The sequence below is a fragment of the Hydrocarboniphaga sp. genome, from assembly GCF_028291725.1.
Lineage (GTDB): Bacteria > Pseudomonadota > Gammaproteobacteria > Nevskiales > Nevskiaceae > Hydrocarboniphaga.
Genome location: NZ_JAQGNT010000026.1, coordinates 167088 through 180500, shown reverse-complemented (window position 1 = coordinate 180500; position 13413 = coordinate 167088). Strand labels below are relative to the sequence as shown.

The following is a 13413-nucleotide window of genomic DNA, read 5'->3' as shown; positions in this document are numbered from 1 at the left end:
ATGGCAGCTCTACCGCCTTGTGCGGGAGAGAGTAGCTTCGGACACGCAATCGAGGTTTCACGTCGGCAAAGGATTGCCGACCTACGCGAGCGTCCGTCCTTAGCCGACCAGCTCGCGCACTTTCCTCTCGGTCGGGTTCTCGATCACGCCCTTCTCGCAGACGATCGCGTCGATCAGCTCCGCCGGGGTCACGTCGAACACCGGGTTCCAGGCGTCCATGTCGATCGGCGCGATCGGCGCACCGCGAAATTCCGTCAGCTCGCGCGGCGCGCGCTCTTCGATCGGAATGAGGCGGCCGCTGCGGATCTGCAGGTCGAAGGTGCCGGTCGGCGCCACCACCATGAACTTGACGCCGTGGCGCCGGGCCGCGACCGCCAGCGAATAGGTGCCGATCTTGTTCGCGGTGTCGCCGTTGCCGGCGATGCGGTCGGCACCGACGATCACCCAGTCGATCTTGTGCGTCGCCATCAGATGCGCGGCGGCGCCGTCGGCGATCAGCTTGGCCGGGATCTTTTCCCGCATCAGCTCCCAGGCGGTCAGCCGCGCGCCCTGCAGCCAGGGCCGGGTTTCGGTGTTGTAGACCTGCGACAGATGGCCGATCGCGAACGCGCTGCGGATCACGCCGAGCGCCGTACCGTGGCCGCCGGTGGCCAGCGCGCCGGTATTGCAGTGCGTGATGACGACGGCGCTCGGTGGCAGCAGCGCGGCGCCGAGCCTGCCCATCGTCAGGTTCTGCGCCAGATCTTCGGCGTGGATCAGCTCGGCCTCGGCCAGCAGGCGTGCCGCGTCCGCACCGCCGCGCCAGACGCCGCGCATCCGCGCCAGCGCCCAGCGCAGGTTCACCGCGGTGGGCCGCGATTCGGCCAGCACCAGTTCGGCGGCCTCGTAATCGCGGTGCTGCAAGGCATCCAGTACCAGACCGTAAGCCGCGGCGATGCCGATCGCCGGCGCACCGCGCACCGCCATGCCGTGGATCGCCTCGGCGACCTGGAAAGCGTTGCGGCAATCGACCCAGCGCTCCTCAAACGGCAGCAGGCGCTGGTCGATCAGGCGTAGATGATCCCCGACCCAGACGATGGGCTGCACGTTGCCACTCATATCGTTCCCTTGGTTGCCCGCGCGCACAGGTAAACTGGCGGCCCGCGCCTCGGCAGAGGCGCCTGGCCGCATTCTACTCATCCTGCCCATGACCGTAATGCCGTTTCCACCGCTCGCCATCGACCTGCTGGTCACCGCCGGCAGCATCGTGCCGATCGAGCCGGCGGGTGTGGTGCTGGAACACCATGCGCTGGCCGTCGACCAGGGCCGCATCCTGGCGGTGCTGCCGATCGCCGAGGCGCGCAAGCGCTATCAGCCGCGCAAGCTCATCGACCTGCCCGGCCACGCACTGATGCCGGGCCTGGTCAACATGCACACGCACTCGGCGATGACGCTGTTGCGCGGCATCGCCGACGATCTGCCGATGATGGACTGGCTGCAGGGGCACATCTGGCCGGCCGAAGCCGCCAACATGAACTACGAGTTCTGCAGGGACGGCGTGCGCCTGGCGATGGCCGAGATGATCCGTGGCGGCCAGACCTGCTTCAACGACATGTATTTCTTCCCCGATGCAAGCGCCGCAGCCGCGCAGGAAGCCGGCATGCGCGCCGCGGTCGGCCTGATCGTGATCGACTTCCCGAGCGCCTGGGCGAAAGCAGGCGAGTACATCCACAAGGGCCTGGCGCTGCGCGACTCGCTGCGCGGCAAGCCGCTGATCAAGACCACGTTCGCGCCGCATGCGCCGTACACCGTATCGGACGACCTGATGCGCCAGGTGCGCCAGTACGCGACCGAACTCGGCATCCCGATCAACATGCACATTCACGAGACCGCCTTCGAGGTCGAACAGGCGGTTGCTCAGACCGGCAAGCGGCCCTGGCAGCGGCTGCGCGAGCTCGACATGCTCGGACCCGACCTGATCGCCGTGCATATGACCCAGCTGACCGAACAAGAGGTCGAGGAGGTCGCGCACTACGGCGTGCACGTCGCGCACTGCCCGGAGTCGAATCTGAAGCTCGTCAGCGGCTTCTGCCAAGTGCACAAGCTGCTGCAGGCCGGCGCCAATGTCTGCATCGGCACCGACGGCGCGGCCAGCAACAACGATCTGGACCTGTTCAGCGAGTTGCGCACCGCCAGCCTGCTGGCCAAGGGCGTATCCGGCGATGCCCGTGCGCTGCCGGCCGCAAAAGCGCTGGAGATGGCGACACTGGCCGGCGCGCGGGCGCTCGGCTGGGATGATCAGATCGGTTCGCTGCTGCCTGGAAAAGCGGCGGATTTCATCGCCATCGACATGAGCGCCCTGAATACCCAGCCGGTCTACAACGTGATTTCGCATCTGGTTTATGCGATCAACTCGCGCCAGGTCGATCACGTCTGGGTCGCCGGCCAGGCGCTGCTGGCCGACGGCCAGCTGCAGACCCTGGTCGAGGATGAGCTGCGCGCCAAGGCCGGCGAGTGGCGCCACAAAATTACCGGGAAGGTGTGATGAGCAACGTCGATGCCGCGGAAATCCGCCACTTCTCTTCCATGGCCTCGCGTTGGTGGGACCCGCACGGCGAGATGGCCGCGCTGCATCACATCAATCCGGCGCGCCTGCGCTACATCGAGAACGCGGTCGGCGGGCTGCGCGACAAGCACATCGTCGACGTCGGCTGCGGCGCCGGCATTCTCACTGAAGCCCTGGCTGCCCGCGGCGCCAAAACGCTGGGCATCGATCTGGCCGAAGCCTCGCTGGAAGTGGCCAGGCTGCACGGCCTGGAATCCGGCATCAAGTGCGAATACCGCTGCGTCGCCAGCGAAGATCTGGCCGCGGAAATGCCTGGCGCTTTCGATGCCGTGTGCTGCCTGGAAATGCTCGAGCATGTGCCCGATCCGGCGTCGGTGATCGCGGCCTGCGCGGCGCTGGTCAAGCCGGGCGGCGATGTCATTTTCAGCACCATCAACCGCAATCCCAAGGCCTATGCGCTGATGATCGTCGGTGCCGAAATGCTGACCGGGCTGGTGCCCCGCGGCACCCACGAATACGCCAAGTTCATCCGCCCCTCCGAGCTCGAAGCCTGGTGCCGCGCGGCCGGCCTGAGCGCGGTCGAGATCAAGGGCATGCGCTACAACCCGCTGCTGAAATCGGCGACGCTCGGCCGCGATATCGACGTGAACTACCTGATGCACTGCCGACGCGACGCGGCATGAGCCGTTTGAATGATGTCGACTGCGTGCTGTTCGATCTCGACGGCACGCTGGTCGACACCGCGCCGGATCTCGGCGATGCCACCAACTCGGTGCGCAGGGATCTCGGCCTGCCGCCGCTGCCGGACGCGGACTACCGGCCAGTCGCATCGGCCGGCGCCCGCGGCTTGCTGAAAGTCGCGCTGAATATGACACCGGACCATCAAGAATATCCGGTGCGCCGCGACGCGCTGCTGGCGCATTACCGAGCGAATCTCACGCGTCGTTCGCGGCTGTTCCCGGGCATGAACCAGCTCCTGGTGGCACTGGAGCTGGCGAAGCGTCCCTGGGGCGTGGTCACCAACAAGCCGGCCTTCCTGACCGACCCGCTGATGATCGAGCTGAAGCTCGACCAGCGCGCCGCCTGCATCATCAGCGGCGACCAGGTGCCCAAGCCCAAGCCTGCACCGGATTCGCTGCTGCTGGCATTGGAGCGCACCGGCATCAGCGCCGCGCGCACCGTCTATGTCGGCGACGATCGCCGCGACATCGACGCCGCGCGCGCCGCCGGCATCCGCAGCATCGCGGCCGGCTGGGGTTATCTCGGCGCCGATGCGCCGGCGAGCTGGGACGCGGACCATCTGACCGCGACCACGGCCGACCTTGCCCAACTGCTGTCCTGACCAACTCCGTGGAAAAAACCTGCGGCCGTAAGCTGGGTTGAAGCGTAGCGAAACCCAGCGGCATAGCTGACATGCGAGCGCCAAGCTGGGATTCGCTACGCTCCATCCCAGCCTACGGCCGCTTAAGGAAGTGCCATTCGTGACCGATACCCATATGCATATCAAGCAGCCGCCCGCCGACTACCAGGCGGATGCCGCCGACTTCAAAGGCCGCGTGATTCTGGTTACCGGCGCCACCGGCGGCCTCGGCTCCGCCGCCTCGCAGGCGCTGGCCCGACTCGGCGCGCACGTGATCCTGCTCGGCCGCAGCGTGCCCAAGCTCGAGAAGCTCTACGACGCGATCGAAGCCGCCGGCGGCGCGCAACCGGCGATCGTGCCGATCAACCTGATGACGGCGACCTGGGCCGCCTACGACGATCTGGCGCAAACCATCGAAAAAGAGTTCGGCAAGCTCGATGGCCTGCTGCACGCGGCCGCGCATTTCAAGAGTTTCACCCGGCTCGAGGACCTGGAGCCGCGCGACTGGATGGACAGCCTGCAGGTCAACCTGACCGCGCCCTACACGCTGACGCGGCTGTGCCTGCCGATGCTGCGCGAATCCCAAGACGCGTCGGTGGTGTTCGTCACTGATGACGGCGGCCGCGTGCCCAAACCGTTCCAGGCCGCCTATGGCGTGACCAAGGCGGCCGGCGAAACCCTGTTCCGCAGCTGGGCGATGGAGCTGGAGGCCGAGTCGCGTGTAGGCAGCGGACTGCGCTTCAACACCTGGCATCCCGGCCCGATGGGCACCGAGATCCGCGGCAAGGGCTACGCCAGCGACGCGCGGGCCCAGGTCAATCCGCCCGAGCGGGTAATCCCGCAACTGCTGTGGCTGCTCGGCCCGGCCAGCCGCGGCGTCACCGCCCAGGCCTTGTAGCTCGACGAGGGCTCGACCGGTTCGCGACAGGACCGGAATGGCGCGGATCGTGCTGACGACTGCGTCAGTTGAAGGTCGATGCCTCGCCTGAAACGCCGCGTTTCGGCGGGTCATCCCCCGGCCCAGCCAGGATCATGTCAAGCCAGACCGCCGCACTTTTCGACACGCCGAACCTCGTCCGGGCTCAGAACCCTTTCCGGAAAAAGGCCAACGGCAACCCGCTCGCGAGCCGGCTCGGCATCGTGATTGCGGTGCTGTTGCATGTCGCCGTGCTGCTGATCGCGCTGCGGCCAGTCACGCCGCCGCCGCTGAAACTGCCCGAACCTCCGGCAATGCTGACGGTGTTCACGATTCCCGCAGAAAGGGTCGCCGCACAAATCAGCGTTGCAGCCTCACCGGTCACGCCGACGCTGCAGCCCGAAGAATCGCTCGTAAAGCCCCTCGTAAAACCCAGGCCGAAGCCGAAACCCAAGGCGGTCGAAAAGCCGCTGATCGCCGCGCCAACGCCGGCACCAACCGCGCCGCAGATATCGGCACCCGCTCCGGCCGAACCAGCCGTCGCTGTCGCGGCTCCACCACCTCCTTCGACTTTGACCTCACCATCATCGACCGCCTCGGTCACTGCCGCACCGACCGCGATGCAAGGGATAGCGAGCCCGCGGCCGATGCTCAGCCCGGAGGACACCGATCGGCTGGCGCGCCAGTACGCGGGCGTGGTCAGCCGCATGATCAGCTCGAGCCAGAAATGGCCCTTGATGTCCAAGCAAATGAACGAAACCGGCATCGCGATGGTGCGCCTGAAGATCGCACGCGATGGGCGGGTGGTGGACGCGACGCTGATCCGCCCGACCGGCTATGCGCGGCTGGATGAGGAGGCCCGTGCCGTGGTGCTGCGAATCGGCCGCTTCATGCCGGTGCCGGCTCGGCTCAGGCCGAACGAGGAGTTCCTGCTGCTGGATCAGCCGATGCGTTTCGGCCCGGCGTAGGGCAGGTTGTAACCCGCCGTTCTTTCGGCGCGATCTACTTCCGGCGCGGCTTCGGGCGGCTGTCGCTGGGCTTGACGTAGGGCTTGGATTCGCCGCGGCGCGGTGCCGGTTTGGCGCGCTCTGCGGATGCCGATGTGGACGATCGCTTTCTCGCCGAATCCGCGGATGATTTCCGGGAATCCGCGCGAGCGCTTGCCGGCTTGTCGCCACGGCCCGCCGGCTTCGGCCGGTCATCGCGCCGCGGCTCGCGCTTCGCATCGCCGCCGGGCTTTCCGGCGGACTTGAACTCGCGCTTGGGCGGGCTTGCATCGTCCTTGCGGATGTCGCGCCTGGCTTCGGGTTTGGCGCCGCCGGGTTTGAACTCGCGCTTCGGCCCGCCCTTGGCCCCGGGCCGTGCATCGCCCTTGCCGGCTTTGGACGAGCCGTCTCCGCGATCGAAGAACTCGCGCTTGCGCTCGGCCTCGGCAGCGGCACGCGGCGAGCGCCGCGGCTTGGTCTGCTGCGGACGCTCGCTGGCGTCGGGCATCGGCTTGCGACGCGCCGCCGGCGCTTTCTTCACCGCAGCGCGTGCGGGCTTCTTCTCGGCGAGATCCACCGCTTGCAGCAGCGCCTGCAGTTCTTCGGCGGTGGCTTCGCGTGCCGTGCCGGCCTTGATGCCGCGGCCCAGCGTGATCGGGCCGTAGGACACGCGCATCAGACGGCTGACCTGGGTGTTCTGCGACTCGAACAGGCGGCGCACGACGCGGTTGCGTCCCTGCTTCACGGTAACCGTCCACCAGCTATTGGCCGACGATGCATCATCCGCCTCGCCCTCGTCGCCGCCGTGCCCATCCTGGTAATGCTCGCCCGGCTTGATCGTCTCGAACCTGGCGAAGCCGTCGTCGAGTTCGACGCCGGCGCGCAGACGCGCGAGCGCCGCTGCGTCGACGCTGCCGAGCACGCGCACCGCGTATTCGCGCTGTATTTCAAAGCTCGGATGCATCAGCCGGCGCGCGAGTTCGCCGTCGTTGGTCATCAGCAACAGGCCGGAGGTGTTGATATCCAGACGGCCGATCGCGATCCAGCGGCCCGTCGTCAGCTCCGGCAGTTTGCGGAACACGGTGCGGCGGCCTTCGGGATCGTCGCGCGTGACCAGCTCGCCGGTCTTCTTGCGGTACAGCAGCACGCGCACCGGCTCGGGTTTGCGGTTAAGCGCGACCAGCCGCGTGTCGATGCGCACATGATCATTGTGGTCGATACGCTGGCCGGCTTCGGCGGGCCGCCCGTTAACGGTGACGCGGCCGTCGGCGATCATGGTTTCGATTGCGCGACGCGAGGCGATGCCGGCGGTGGCGAGCAGCTTCTGGATTCTTTCCGACATGGTCAATACGCCTGGTAAACGATTCCCTCCCCCGCCTGCGGGGGAGGGTTAGGGTGGGGGCGCGACGTCGCGCTGCTGCTCCGTCCGCACGCCCCCATCCCGGCCTTCCCCCGCAAGCGGGGGAAGGAGACAAACAGATTGCCATCCATCAAGCCGGCGATGCGGATTCGTCCGGATCGCCTGGGGATTGCACCGTCACTTCGCTTTCGCTGACGGGTACTTCCAGTTCGGTTTCTTCGGTCGGCTCGGCGGCTTCGTCCTCGTCGCCGGCATGCGGCAGCTCGCCGGTCAGCTGCGCCAGCGCGGCGTCGAGCTGGGCCAGGTCCTTGATCTCGGGCAGGCTCGGCAGCTGATCCAGCGATCTCAGATTGAAGTCGTCGAGAAACTGCGGCGTGGTGCCGAACAGCGCCGGCCGGCCGGGCACTTCCTTGACGCCGAGTTCGCGTACCCAGCCGCGCTCGAGCAGGGTACGCAGGATGTTGCTCGACACCTGCACGCCGCGGATCTCCTCGATCTCGCCGCGCGTGACCGGCTGGCGATAGCAGACCAGCGCCAGGGTCTCGAGCAGCGCACGTGAAAACTTCTGCGGCTTCTCCTGCCACAGCCGCGCGACCCATTCGGCATAGGCGGCGCGCACCTGGATGCGGAAGCCGCTGGCGACCTCGGTCAGCTCGGATGCGCCGGCCTGCAGGCGCAGATCGAGGCGTTCCAGCGCTACACGAATTTCCTTGCGACCGACACCGAGTTCTTCGCCGAGCAATCTGCCGAGCTGATCCAGCGACAGCGGCTGATCGGATGCGAGCAGCAAGGCTTCCAGAATTTTTTCCAGTGGCGAGTCGATAGCGACCGGCACCGCGACCTCGGCGATTGCGGCTTCCTGTTCTTGCTGCGGCTCAGTCATCGACAGCGTCCTCGATGGCGGCGTTCGATACCGGGCGGCCGGTGTCGATCATGATTTCGGTAAAGGGACCGTCCTGCACCAGGTCGATCGCGGAGAGTTTGACCAGCTCCAGAATCGCCAGCAGGCAGACGACGACGCCGGCACGGCCTTCGGCGGGATCGATCAGCTCGATGAAACGTTTCGGGCCGGTCGCGACCAGGGTCAGCAGATGCGTCATGCGCTCGCGCACCGACAGCGGCTCGCGCGAAATCTGGTGCCGCGTGAACAGCGCGGCGCGCATCATCACGTCGCGGAACGCCAGCATCAGCTCGCGCAGATCCGGCATCACCATCGGCATGACGACGGGAATCACATCGGGTTTTGCCGACGCGCCGTGCAGTTCGCGGCCCATCCGCGGCAGCTTGTCGAGCTGCTCGGCGGCGGTCTTGAAACGCTCGTATTCCTGCAGGCGGCGCACCAGCTCCATGCGCGGATCGCCCTGCTCTTCCTCGACCTCGATCGGCCGCGGCAACAGCAGGCGCGACTTGATCTCGGCCAGCAGCGCCGCCATCAGCAGGTATTCCGCCGCGAGTTCCAGCCGCAGCTCCTGCATCAGCGCGATGTACTGCAGATACTGCTGCGTGATCTTCAGAACCGGGATGTCGAGAATGTTCAGGTTCTGGCGTCGGATCAGGTACAGCAGCAAATCGAGCGGGCCTTCGAAAGCCTCGAGAAAAACCTGCAGCGCATCCGGCGGGATGTACAGATCCTCCGGCATTTTTTCCAGCGCGTGCCCATGGATCTTCGGGCGCTTGTCGATCTCGCTTTCGCGCAGCTCCACGACTTCGTCGGCGACGACGTCCTCGCTCATTCCGGGATGAAGCCCAGTGCGTCATGAACGCGCTTCAGCGTCGCGTCGGCCTTGGCCGAGGCGCGGGCGGCGCCGTCGCGCAGCACGCCGCGCAGATAGTCATCGTTGGAACGCAGCTCGTTATATTTCGCCTGCACCGGCTCCAGACAGGCAACGACTGCGTCGGCCACCGCCTGCTTGAATTTGCCATAGCCCTGGCCGTTGTAGCGGTCGACGATACTGTCGAAACTCTCGCCGCTGGTCGCCGAAAGAATCGACATCAGGTTGGCGACGCCGGGCTTCTCATTGATGTCGTAGCGCACTTCGTTGCCGGTGTCGGTGACCGCGCGCTTGAGCTTGCGCACGATCACGTCGGGGCTGTCGAGCAGGTACAGCGCATTGGTTTCAGCATCGTCCGACTTGCTCATCTTCTTGGTCGGCTCCTGCAGGCCCATGATGCGCGCGCCGACCGGCGGGATCATCGGCTCGGGCACCGTGAACACCGGGCCGTACAGATTGTTGAAGCGCTGCGCGATATCGCGCGTCAGCTCCAGGTGCTGCTTCTGGTCGTCGCCGACCGGCACCGCCTTGGCCTGGTACAGCAGGATGTCGGCCGCCATCAGCACCGGGTAGCTGTAGAGGCCGGCGTTGATGTTGTCGACATGCTTGGCGCTCTTGTCCTTGAACTGCGTCATCCGGTTGAGTTCGCCCATCTGCGTATAGCAGTTCAGCACCCAGGCCAGCCGCGCATGCGCCGGCACATGGCTCTGCACGAACAGCACGTTGCGGGCCGGATCGAGGCCGCAGGCGATGTACAGCGCCAGGAACTCGAAAGCGCGCTCGCGCAGCACGGCCGGGTCCTGGCGCACGGTGATCGCGTGCAGGTCGACCAGCATGTAGTAGCAGTCGTAACTGGCGCTCAACGGCACCCAGTTCTTGATCGCGCCCAGGTAATTGCCGAGCGTGAGCCGGCCGGACGGCTGGATGCCGGAGAGGACGATGGGTCGCGGAGTGTCGGACATGCGAGGAATAAGTTCTAGAGCAGAGAGGAGGCGTCGATGTCGAGCGCCATGAACAGCAGCGACTGCAGGATCATCATCGGCCAGATCAGCAGCGCCTTCAGCAGCGGCGTCATCATCAGCGCGATCAGGATAAACAGGCTGTAGGGCTCGATGCGCGCCAGAGCCTGCGCCTGGCGCAGCGGCAGCAGGCCGATCAGGATACGGCCGCCGTCCAGCGGCGGAATCGGCAGCAGGTTCAGCACCAGCAGTGCGAGGTTGATGGTGATGCCGGCGATGCTCATGTAGCGCAGGCCCATCCAGATGCCGGGTTCGCCATCGGCGCCGGCGGAAATCTTCAGCAGGATCGCCCAGGCGACCGCCATCGCCGCGTTCGACGCCAGGCCCGCGGCGGCGACCGGCGCCAGATCGCGCTTGGGGCGCTTGAGCCGGCTGTAGTCGATCGGGATCGGCCGCGGCCAGCCCATCAGAAAGCCGCCGAGCAGGATCAGCAGGCCGGGAACGACGACGGTGCCGATCGGGTCGATGTGCCGTAGCGGGTTCGGCGAAAGCCGGCCGAGCCGGCTCGCCGTGTCGTCGCCGAGCGCGCGTGCCGCGTAGCCATGGGCGATTTCGCGGAAGGTAATCGCGAACAGCACCGGTAGCGCCCAGATCGCCAGCTTCTGGACCAGAGTCAGGTCGAATTCCATGCGGGATGCGGGCGGCTATTCGCTCAGGATGCCGTGAACCGGGCCCTTGCCCTGGCGCAGGATCTTGACCCGGCCGTCGGTCAGGTCGATCACCGTGGTCGGCTCCAGGCCGCAGTTGCCGCCGTTGAGCACCACATCGACCTCGCGCTCGAGGCGCTCTTCGAAGTCGGCCGGATCGCTGACCGGCAGCGACTCGTCGGGGAACTGCAAGGTGCAACTGATCAGCGGCTCGCCGAGCGTGTCCAGCAGCGCCTGGGCAACCGCGTTCTGCGGCACGCGGATGCCGATGGTCTTGCGCTTTTCGTGAGCAACCCGGCGCGGCAGCTCCTTGGTCGCCTCCAGCACGAAGGTGTACGGCCCCGGCGTCAGCTGGCGCAGCAGCCGGAACTGCCAGTTGTCGACGCGCGCGTAGGTCGCGATCTCCGACAGATCACGGCACACCAGCGTGAACTGATGCTCCTTGTCGAACTTGCGGATCTTGCGCAGGCGCTCGGCGGCGGCCTTGTCATCCAGATGGCAGCCGAGTGCGTAACAGGAGTCGGTCGGGTATGCGATCACCGCACCCTGGCGCAGATGCACCGCCGCCTGGGCGAGAAGCCTCGCCTGCGGGTTGACCGGGTGGATGTCGAACCAATGCGCCATCCTCCATTGTAACGTGCCTTCGTCAAAACGAAGTCTGTAACCGCGTCGTAACAGGCGCCCCGGTCCGAGGCCGCAATACAAGACGGCAACACAAGATCGATATACTAAGCGCATGAAAATGCTCGTCGACATGCTGCCGGCCATCGCCTTCTTTGCCGCCTACCTGGTCTCCGATATCTATGCCGCGACCGTCGTGCTGGTCATCGCCCTGTTCCTGGTGGTGCTGATCTACCGCTTCGGCTATGGCCATTGGCACAAGGCGCATCTGGCCACCGCAGCCATCGCCGCGGCGCTCGGCGGGCTGACGCTGTATGTGCACGACCCGGCCTTCATCAAGCTCAAACCGACCGTGGTCTACGCCGCGTTCTCTGTGGCGCTGCTCGGCAGCCACCTGATCGGCAAACGCGTATTGCTGGCGCGGATTCCGCAGCAGGCGGTGCAGCTGCCGGACCTGGTCTGGCGCAAGGTCAATTTCGCCTGGGCGATCTTCTTCGCGCTGTGCGCGGTGCTGAACTATTACGTGGCGCATACCTACGACGAAGCCACCTGGGTCAAGTTCAAGGCCTTCGGCTTCACCGCGCTGATGTTCGTTTTCATGATCGCGCACGCGCCGTTCCTGATGCGCTATCTGCAACCCGAGTCGGCGAAGGAGTAAGGCGGAGCCATGCTCTACGCGATCATCGGCCGCGACGTCGAGAACAGCCTGCCGGCGCGCAAGGCAGCGCGCCCCGCGCACCTGGAGCGGCTGCGCCGGCTGCAGGCCGAGGGCCGCCTGGTCCTAGCCGGCCCGTTCCCCGCCGTGGATGCGCCCGACACCAGCGGCGGCGTCACCGGCAGCCTGCTGGTGCTCGAATTCGAAAGCCTCGAAGCCGCTAAAAACTGGGCCGATGCGGACCCGTATGTGGCCGCCGGCGTGTATGCCGAGGTCAGCGTGCAGCCGTTCCTGAAAGTGCTGCCGGAATGAGCCTCGGCAGCGAGCGCATCGAAATGATCCGCATCGCACTGCAGCTGCGTTTTGCGCCGCTGGAGCTGGTGGTCACCGACGACAGCCACCTGCATGCCACCCACGCCGGGGCCCGCACCGGCCGCGGTCACTACCACGTGCGCCTGGTGTCCGCAGCGTTCAAGGACATGCTGCTGATCCACCGTCACCGCGCGATCTACGACGCGCTCGGCGGCCTGATGGCGACCGACATCCATGCGCTGGCGATCGACGCGCGGGCGCCGGGCGAAGCTTGACGTAGGTCGGCAATCCCTTGCCGACATGAGGCCTCGATTGCGCATCCGAGAGTGCACGTCGGCAAGGGATTGCCGACCTACGGCGCGTGGCGGGCCCGGTATCAGCCCGAGGTCCGGCGCAGCGCCTTCTCCTGCATGATCAGCGCCGAGATCTCTTCGATCGACATGTTCGCGGAATTGATGAACGGCACGTTCTGCTTGCGGTACAGGCTCTCGGCCTGGCGCAGCTCGTAGGCACACTGCGGCAGCGAGGCGTACTTGGAGCCGGGCCGACGTTCGGTGCGCACCTGGTGCAGGCGCTCGGCCTCGGACGTGAGGCCGAAGCACTTGGCGGTCAGACCACTGAGCGAGCCCGGCATCTTCTGCGCCTCCAGATCCTCCTCGGTCAGCGGGAAGTTGGTGGCGAAAATGCCGTGCTGCAGCGCCAGGTACAGTGTCGTCGGCGTCTTGCCGCAGCGTGACGGTGCGATCAGGATCACGTCGGCCTTGGCCAGGTCGCGCGTGCTCTGGCCGTCGTCGTGCTCCATCGCGTAATTCATCGCGTCGATGCGCGCGTTGTAGCGGCGCGCATCGGCCAGACCATGGGCGCGCCCGGCCATATGCACCGACTTCAGCCCAAGTTCAGTCTCAATCGACGGAAGATAGGTGTCGAACAGATCCAGGAACAGGGCTTTGCAGTCACGCAGGATGCCGCGGATTTCGTCGCTGACCGTGGTCGAGAACACGATCGGCCGGCTACCCTGGGAGGCAAGGTGGTTGATATAGTCCACCGTGTTGCGCGCCTTGTCCGGGCTGTTGATGAACGGCAGGGTCGTTTTCTTGAAGTCGATCTGTTCGAACTGGGTCAGGATCGTCCCGCCCAGGGTCTCGGCGGTGATGCCCGTGCCATCGGACAGAAAAAATACGTAACGCTGGTTGGTCATGGTCTGAAGGCTTCGTGCCCGG

The 13413-nt window shown here is 66.2% G+C and carries 17 protein-coding genes; 8 read left to right on the top strand and 9 right to left on the bottom strand.

The window, feature by feature from the left end; genetic code table 11:
- Positions 1-99: 99 nt before the first annotated feature.
- Positions 100-1098, bottom strand: a complete 999-nt coding sequence (mtnA, locus tag JWQ90_RS07550) for an S-methyl-5-thioribose-1-phosphate isomerase (protein WP_299691559.1) — start codon at positions 1096-1098, stop codon at positions 100-102.
- A gap of 88 nt (positions 1099-1186) precedes the next feature.
- Here mtnA and JWQ90_RS07545 point away from each other — a divergent pair, with 88 nt between their 5' ends.
- The 4 genes from JWQ90_RS07545 to JWQ90_RS07530 all read left to right on the top strand — a co-directional run bounded on the left by JWQ90_RS07545 (position 1187) and on the right by JWQ90_RS07530 (position 4803).
- Complete coding sequence (locus JWQ90_RS07545; RefSeq protein ID WP_299691556.1) at positions 1187-2524, top strand: TRZ/ATZ family hydrolase; 1338 nt, start codon at positions 1187-1189, stop codon at positions 2522-2524.
- Positions 2524-3228: a bifunctional 2-polyprenyl-6-hydroxyphenol methylase/3-demethylubiquinol 3-O-methyltransferase UbiG gene (gene ubiG / locus JWQ90_RS07540; RefSeq protein ID WP_299691553.1), complete on the top strand. Its 705-nt coding sequence runs from the start codon at positions 2524-2526 to the stop codon at positions 3226-3228. Before JWQ90_RS07545 ends, ubiG begins: the two co-directional genes overlap by 1 nt.
- Positions 3225-3887 (top strand): HAD-IA family hydrolase, encoded by a 663-nt coding sequence (locus tag JWQ90_RS07535; protein ID WP_299691550.1) that lies wholly within the window; start codon positions 3225-3227, stop codon positions 3885-3887. Before ubiG ends, JWQ90_RS07535 begins: the two co-directional genes overlap by 4 nt.
- Positions 3888-4026: 139 nt before the next feature.
- On the top strand, positions 4027-4803 hold the full coding sequence (locus JWQ90_RS07530; protein ID WP_299691547.1) for an SDR family NAD(P)-dependent oxidoreductase: 777 nt from the start codon (positions 4027-4029) through the stop codon (positions 4801-4803).
- A 184-nt stretch (positions 4804-4987) separates the two neighbouring features.
- Here the strand turns inward: JWQ90_RS07530 and JWQ90_RS07525 are convergent, their stop codons facing one another.
- On the bottom strand, positions 4988-5566 hold the full coding sequence (locus JWQ90_RS07525; RefSeq protein ID WP_299691543.1) for a hypothetical protein: 579 nt from the start codon (positions 5564-5566) through the stop codon (positions 4988-4990).
- Here JWQ90_RS07525 and JWQ90_RS07520 point away from each other — a divergent pair.
- Positions 5559-5789, top strand: coding sequence for an energy transducer TonB (locus tag JWQ90_RS07520; RefSeq protein ID WP_299691541.1), 231 nt, complete (start codon positions 5559-5561; stop codon positions 5787-5789). The two genes, JWQ90_RS07525 and JWQ90_RS07520, sit on opposite strands and share 8 nt — an antisense overlap.
- 34 nt (positions 5790-5823) lie before the next feature.
- Here JWQ90_RS07520 and JWQ90_RS07515 read toward each other — a convergent pair whose 3' ends face one another.
- The 6 genes from JWQ90_RS07515 to JWQ90_RS07490 form a co-directional block, all read right to left on the bottom strand.
- Entirely contained in the window at positions 5824-7149 is a 1326-nt protein-coding gene (locus tag JWQ90_RS07515; protein WP_299691538.1) for a pseudouridine synthase, read from the bottom strand.
- A gap of 148 nt (positions 7150-7297) precedes the next feature.
- The gene (scpB, locus tag JWQ90_RS07510) at positions 7298-8050 is read right to left on the bottom strand and encodes an SMC-Scp complex subunit ScpB (protein ID WP_299691535.1); all 753 of its coding nucleotides are present in this window, start codon (positions 8048-8050) and stop codon (positions 7298-7300) included.
- On the bottom strand, positions 8043-8807 hold the full coding sequence (locus JWQ90_RS07505) for a segregation/condensation protein A (protein WP_366919462.1): 765 nt from the start codon (positions 8805-8807) through the stop codon (positions 8043-8045). The genes scpB and JWQ90_RS07505 overlap by 8 nt, the downstream gene beginning before the upstream one ends.
- Positions 8808-8896: 89 nt before the next feature.
- Positions 8897-9901: a tryptophan--tRNA ligase gene (gene trpS / locus JWQ90_RS07500; protein WP_299691529.1), complete on the bottom strand. Its 1005-nt coding sequence runs from the start codon at positions 9899-9901 to the stop codon at positions 8897-8899.
- A gap of 14 nt (positions 9902-9915) precedes the next feature.
- The gene (locus JWQ90_RS07495) at positions 9916-10587 is read right to left on the bottom strand and encodes a site-2 protease family protein (protein ID WP_299691526.1); all 672 of its coding nucleotides are present in this window, start codon (positions 10585-10587) and stop codon (positions 9916-9918) included.
- A gap of 15 nt (positions 10588-10602) precedes the next feature.
- Entirely contained in the window at positions 10603-11229 is a 627-nt protein-coding gene (locus JWQ90_RS07490) for an L-threonylcarbamoyladenylate synthase (RefSeq protein WP_299691522.1), read from the bottom strand.
- A 112-nt stretch (positions 11230-11341) separates the two neighbouring features.
- On the opposite strand from JWQ90_RS07490, the gene ispZ reads away from it, so the two are divergent.
- From ispZ to JWQ90_RS07475, 3 genes are read left to right on the top strand one after another with little or no spacing between them, the layout of a single operon-like run.
- The gene (ispZ, locus tag JWQ90_RS07485; RefSeq protein WP_299691520.1) at positions 11342-11884 is read left to right on the top strand and encodes a septation protein IspZ; all 543 of its coding nucleotides are present in this window, start codon (positions 11342-11344) and stop codon (positions 11882-11884) included.
- A 9-nt stretch (positions 11885-11893) separates the two neighbouring features.
- Positions 11894-12193, top strand: a complete 300-nt coding sequence (locus JWQ90_RS07480; RefSeq protein WP_299691517.1) for a YciI family protein — start codon at positions 11894-11896, stop codon at positions 12191-12193.
- Positions 12190-12468, top strand: a complete 279-nt coding sequence (locus JWQ90_RS07475; protein ID WP_299691515.1) for a BolA family protein — start codon at positions 12190-12192, stop codon at positions 12466-12468. Before JWQ90_RS07480 ends, JWQ90_RS07475 begins: the two co-directional genes overlap by 4 nt.
- Before the next feature lie 101 nt (positions 12469-12569).
- Here the strand turns inward: JWQ90_RS07475 and JWQ90_RS07470 are convergent, their stop codons facing one another.
- Positions 12570-13391, bottom strand: coding sequence for a pyruvate, water dikinase regulatory protein (locus JWQ90_RS07470; protein ID WP_299691512.1), 822 nt, complete (start codon positions 13389-13391; stop codon positions 12570-12572).
- Positions 13392-13413: the final 22 nt, after the last annotated feature.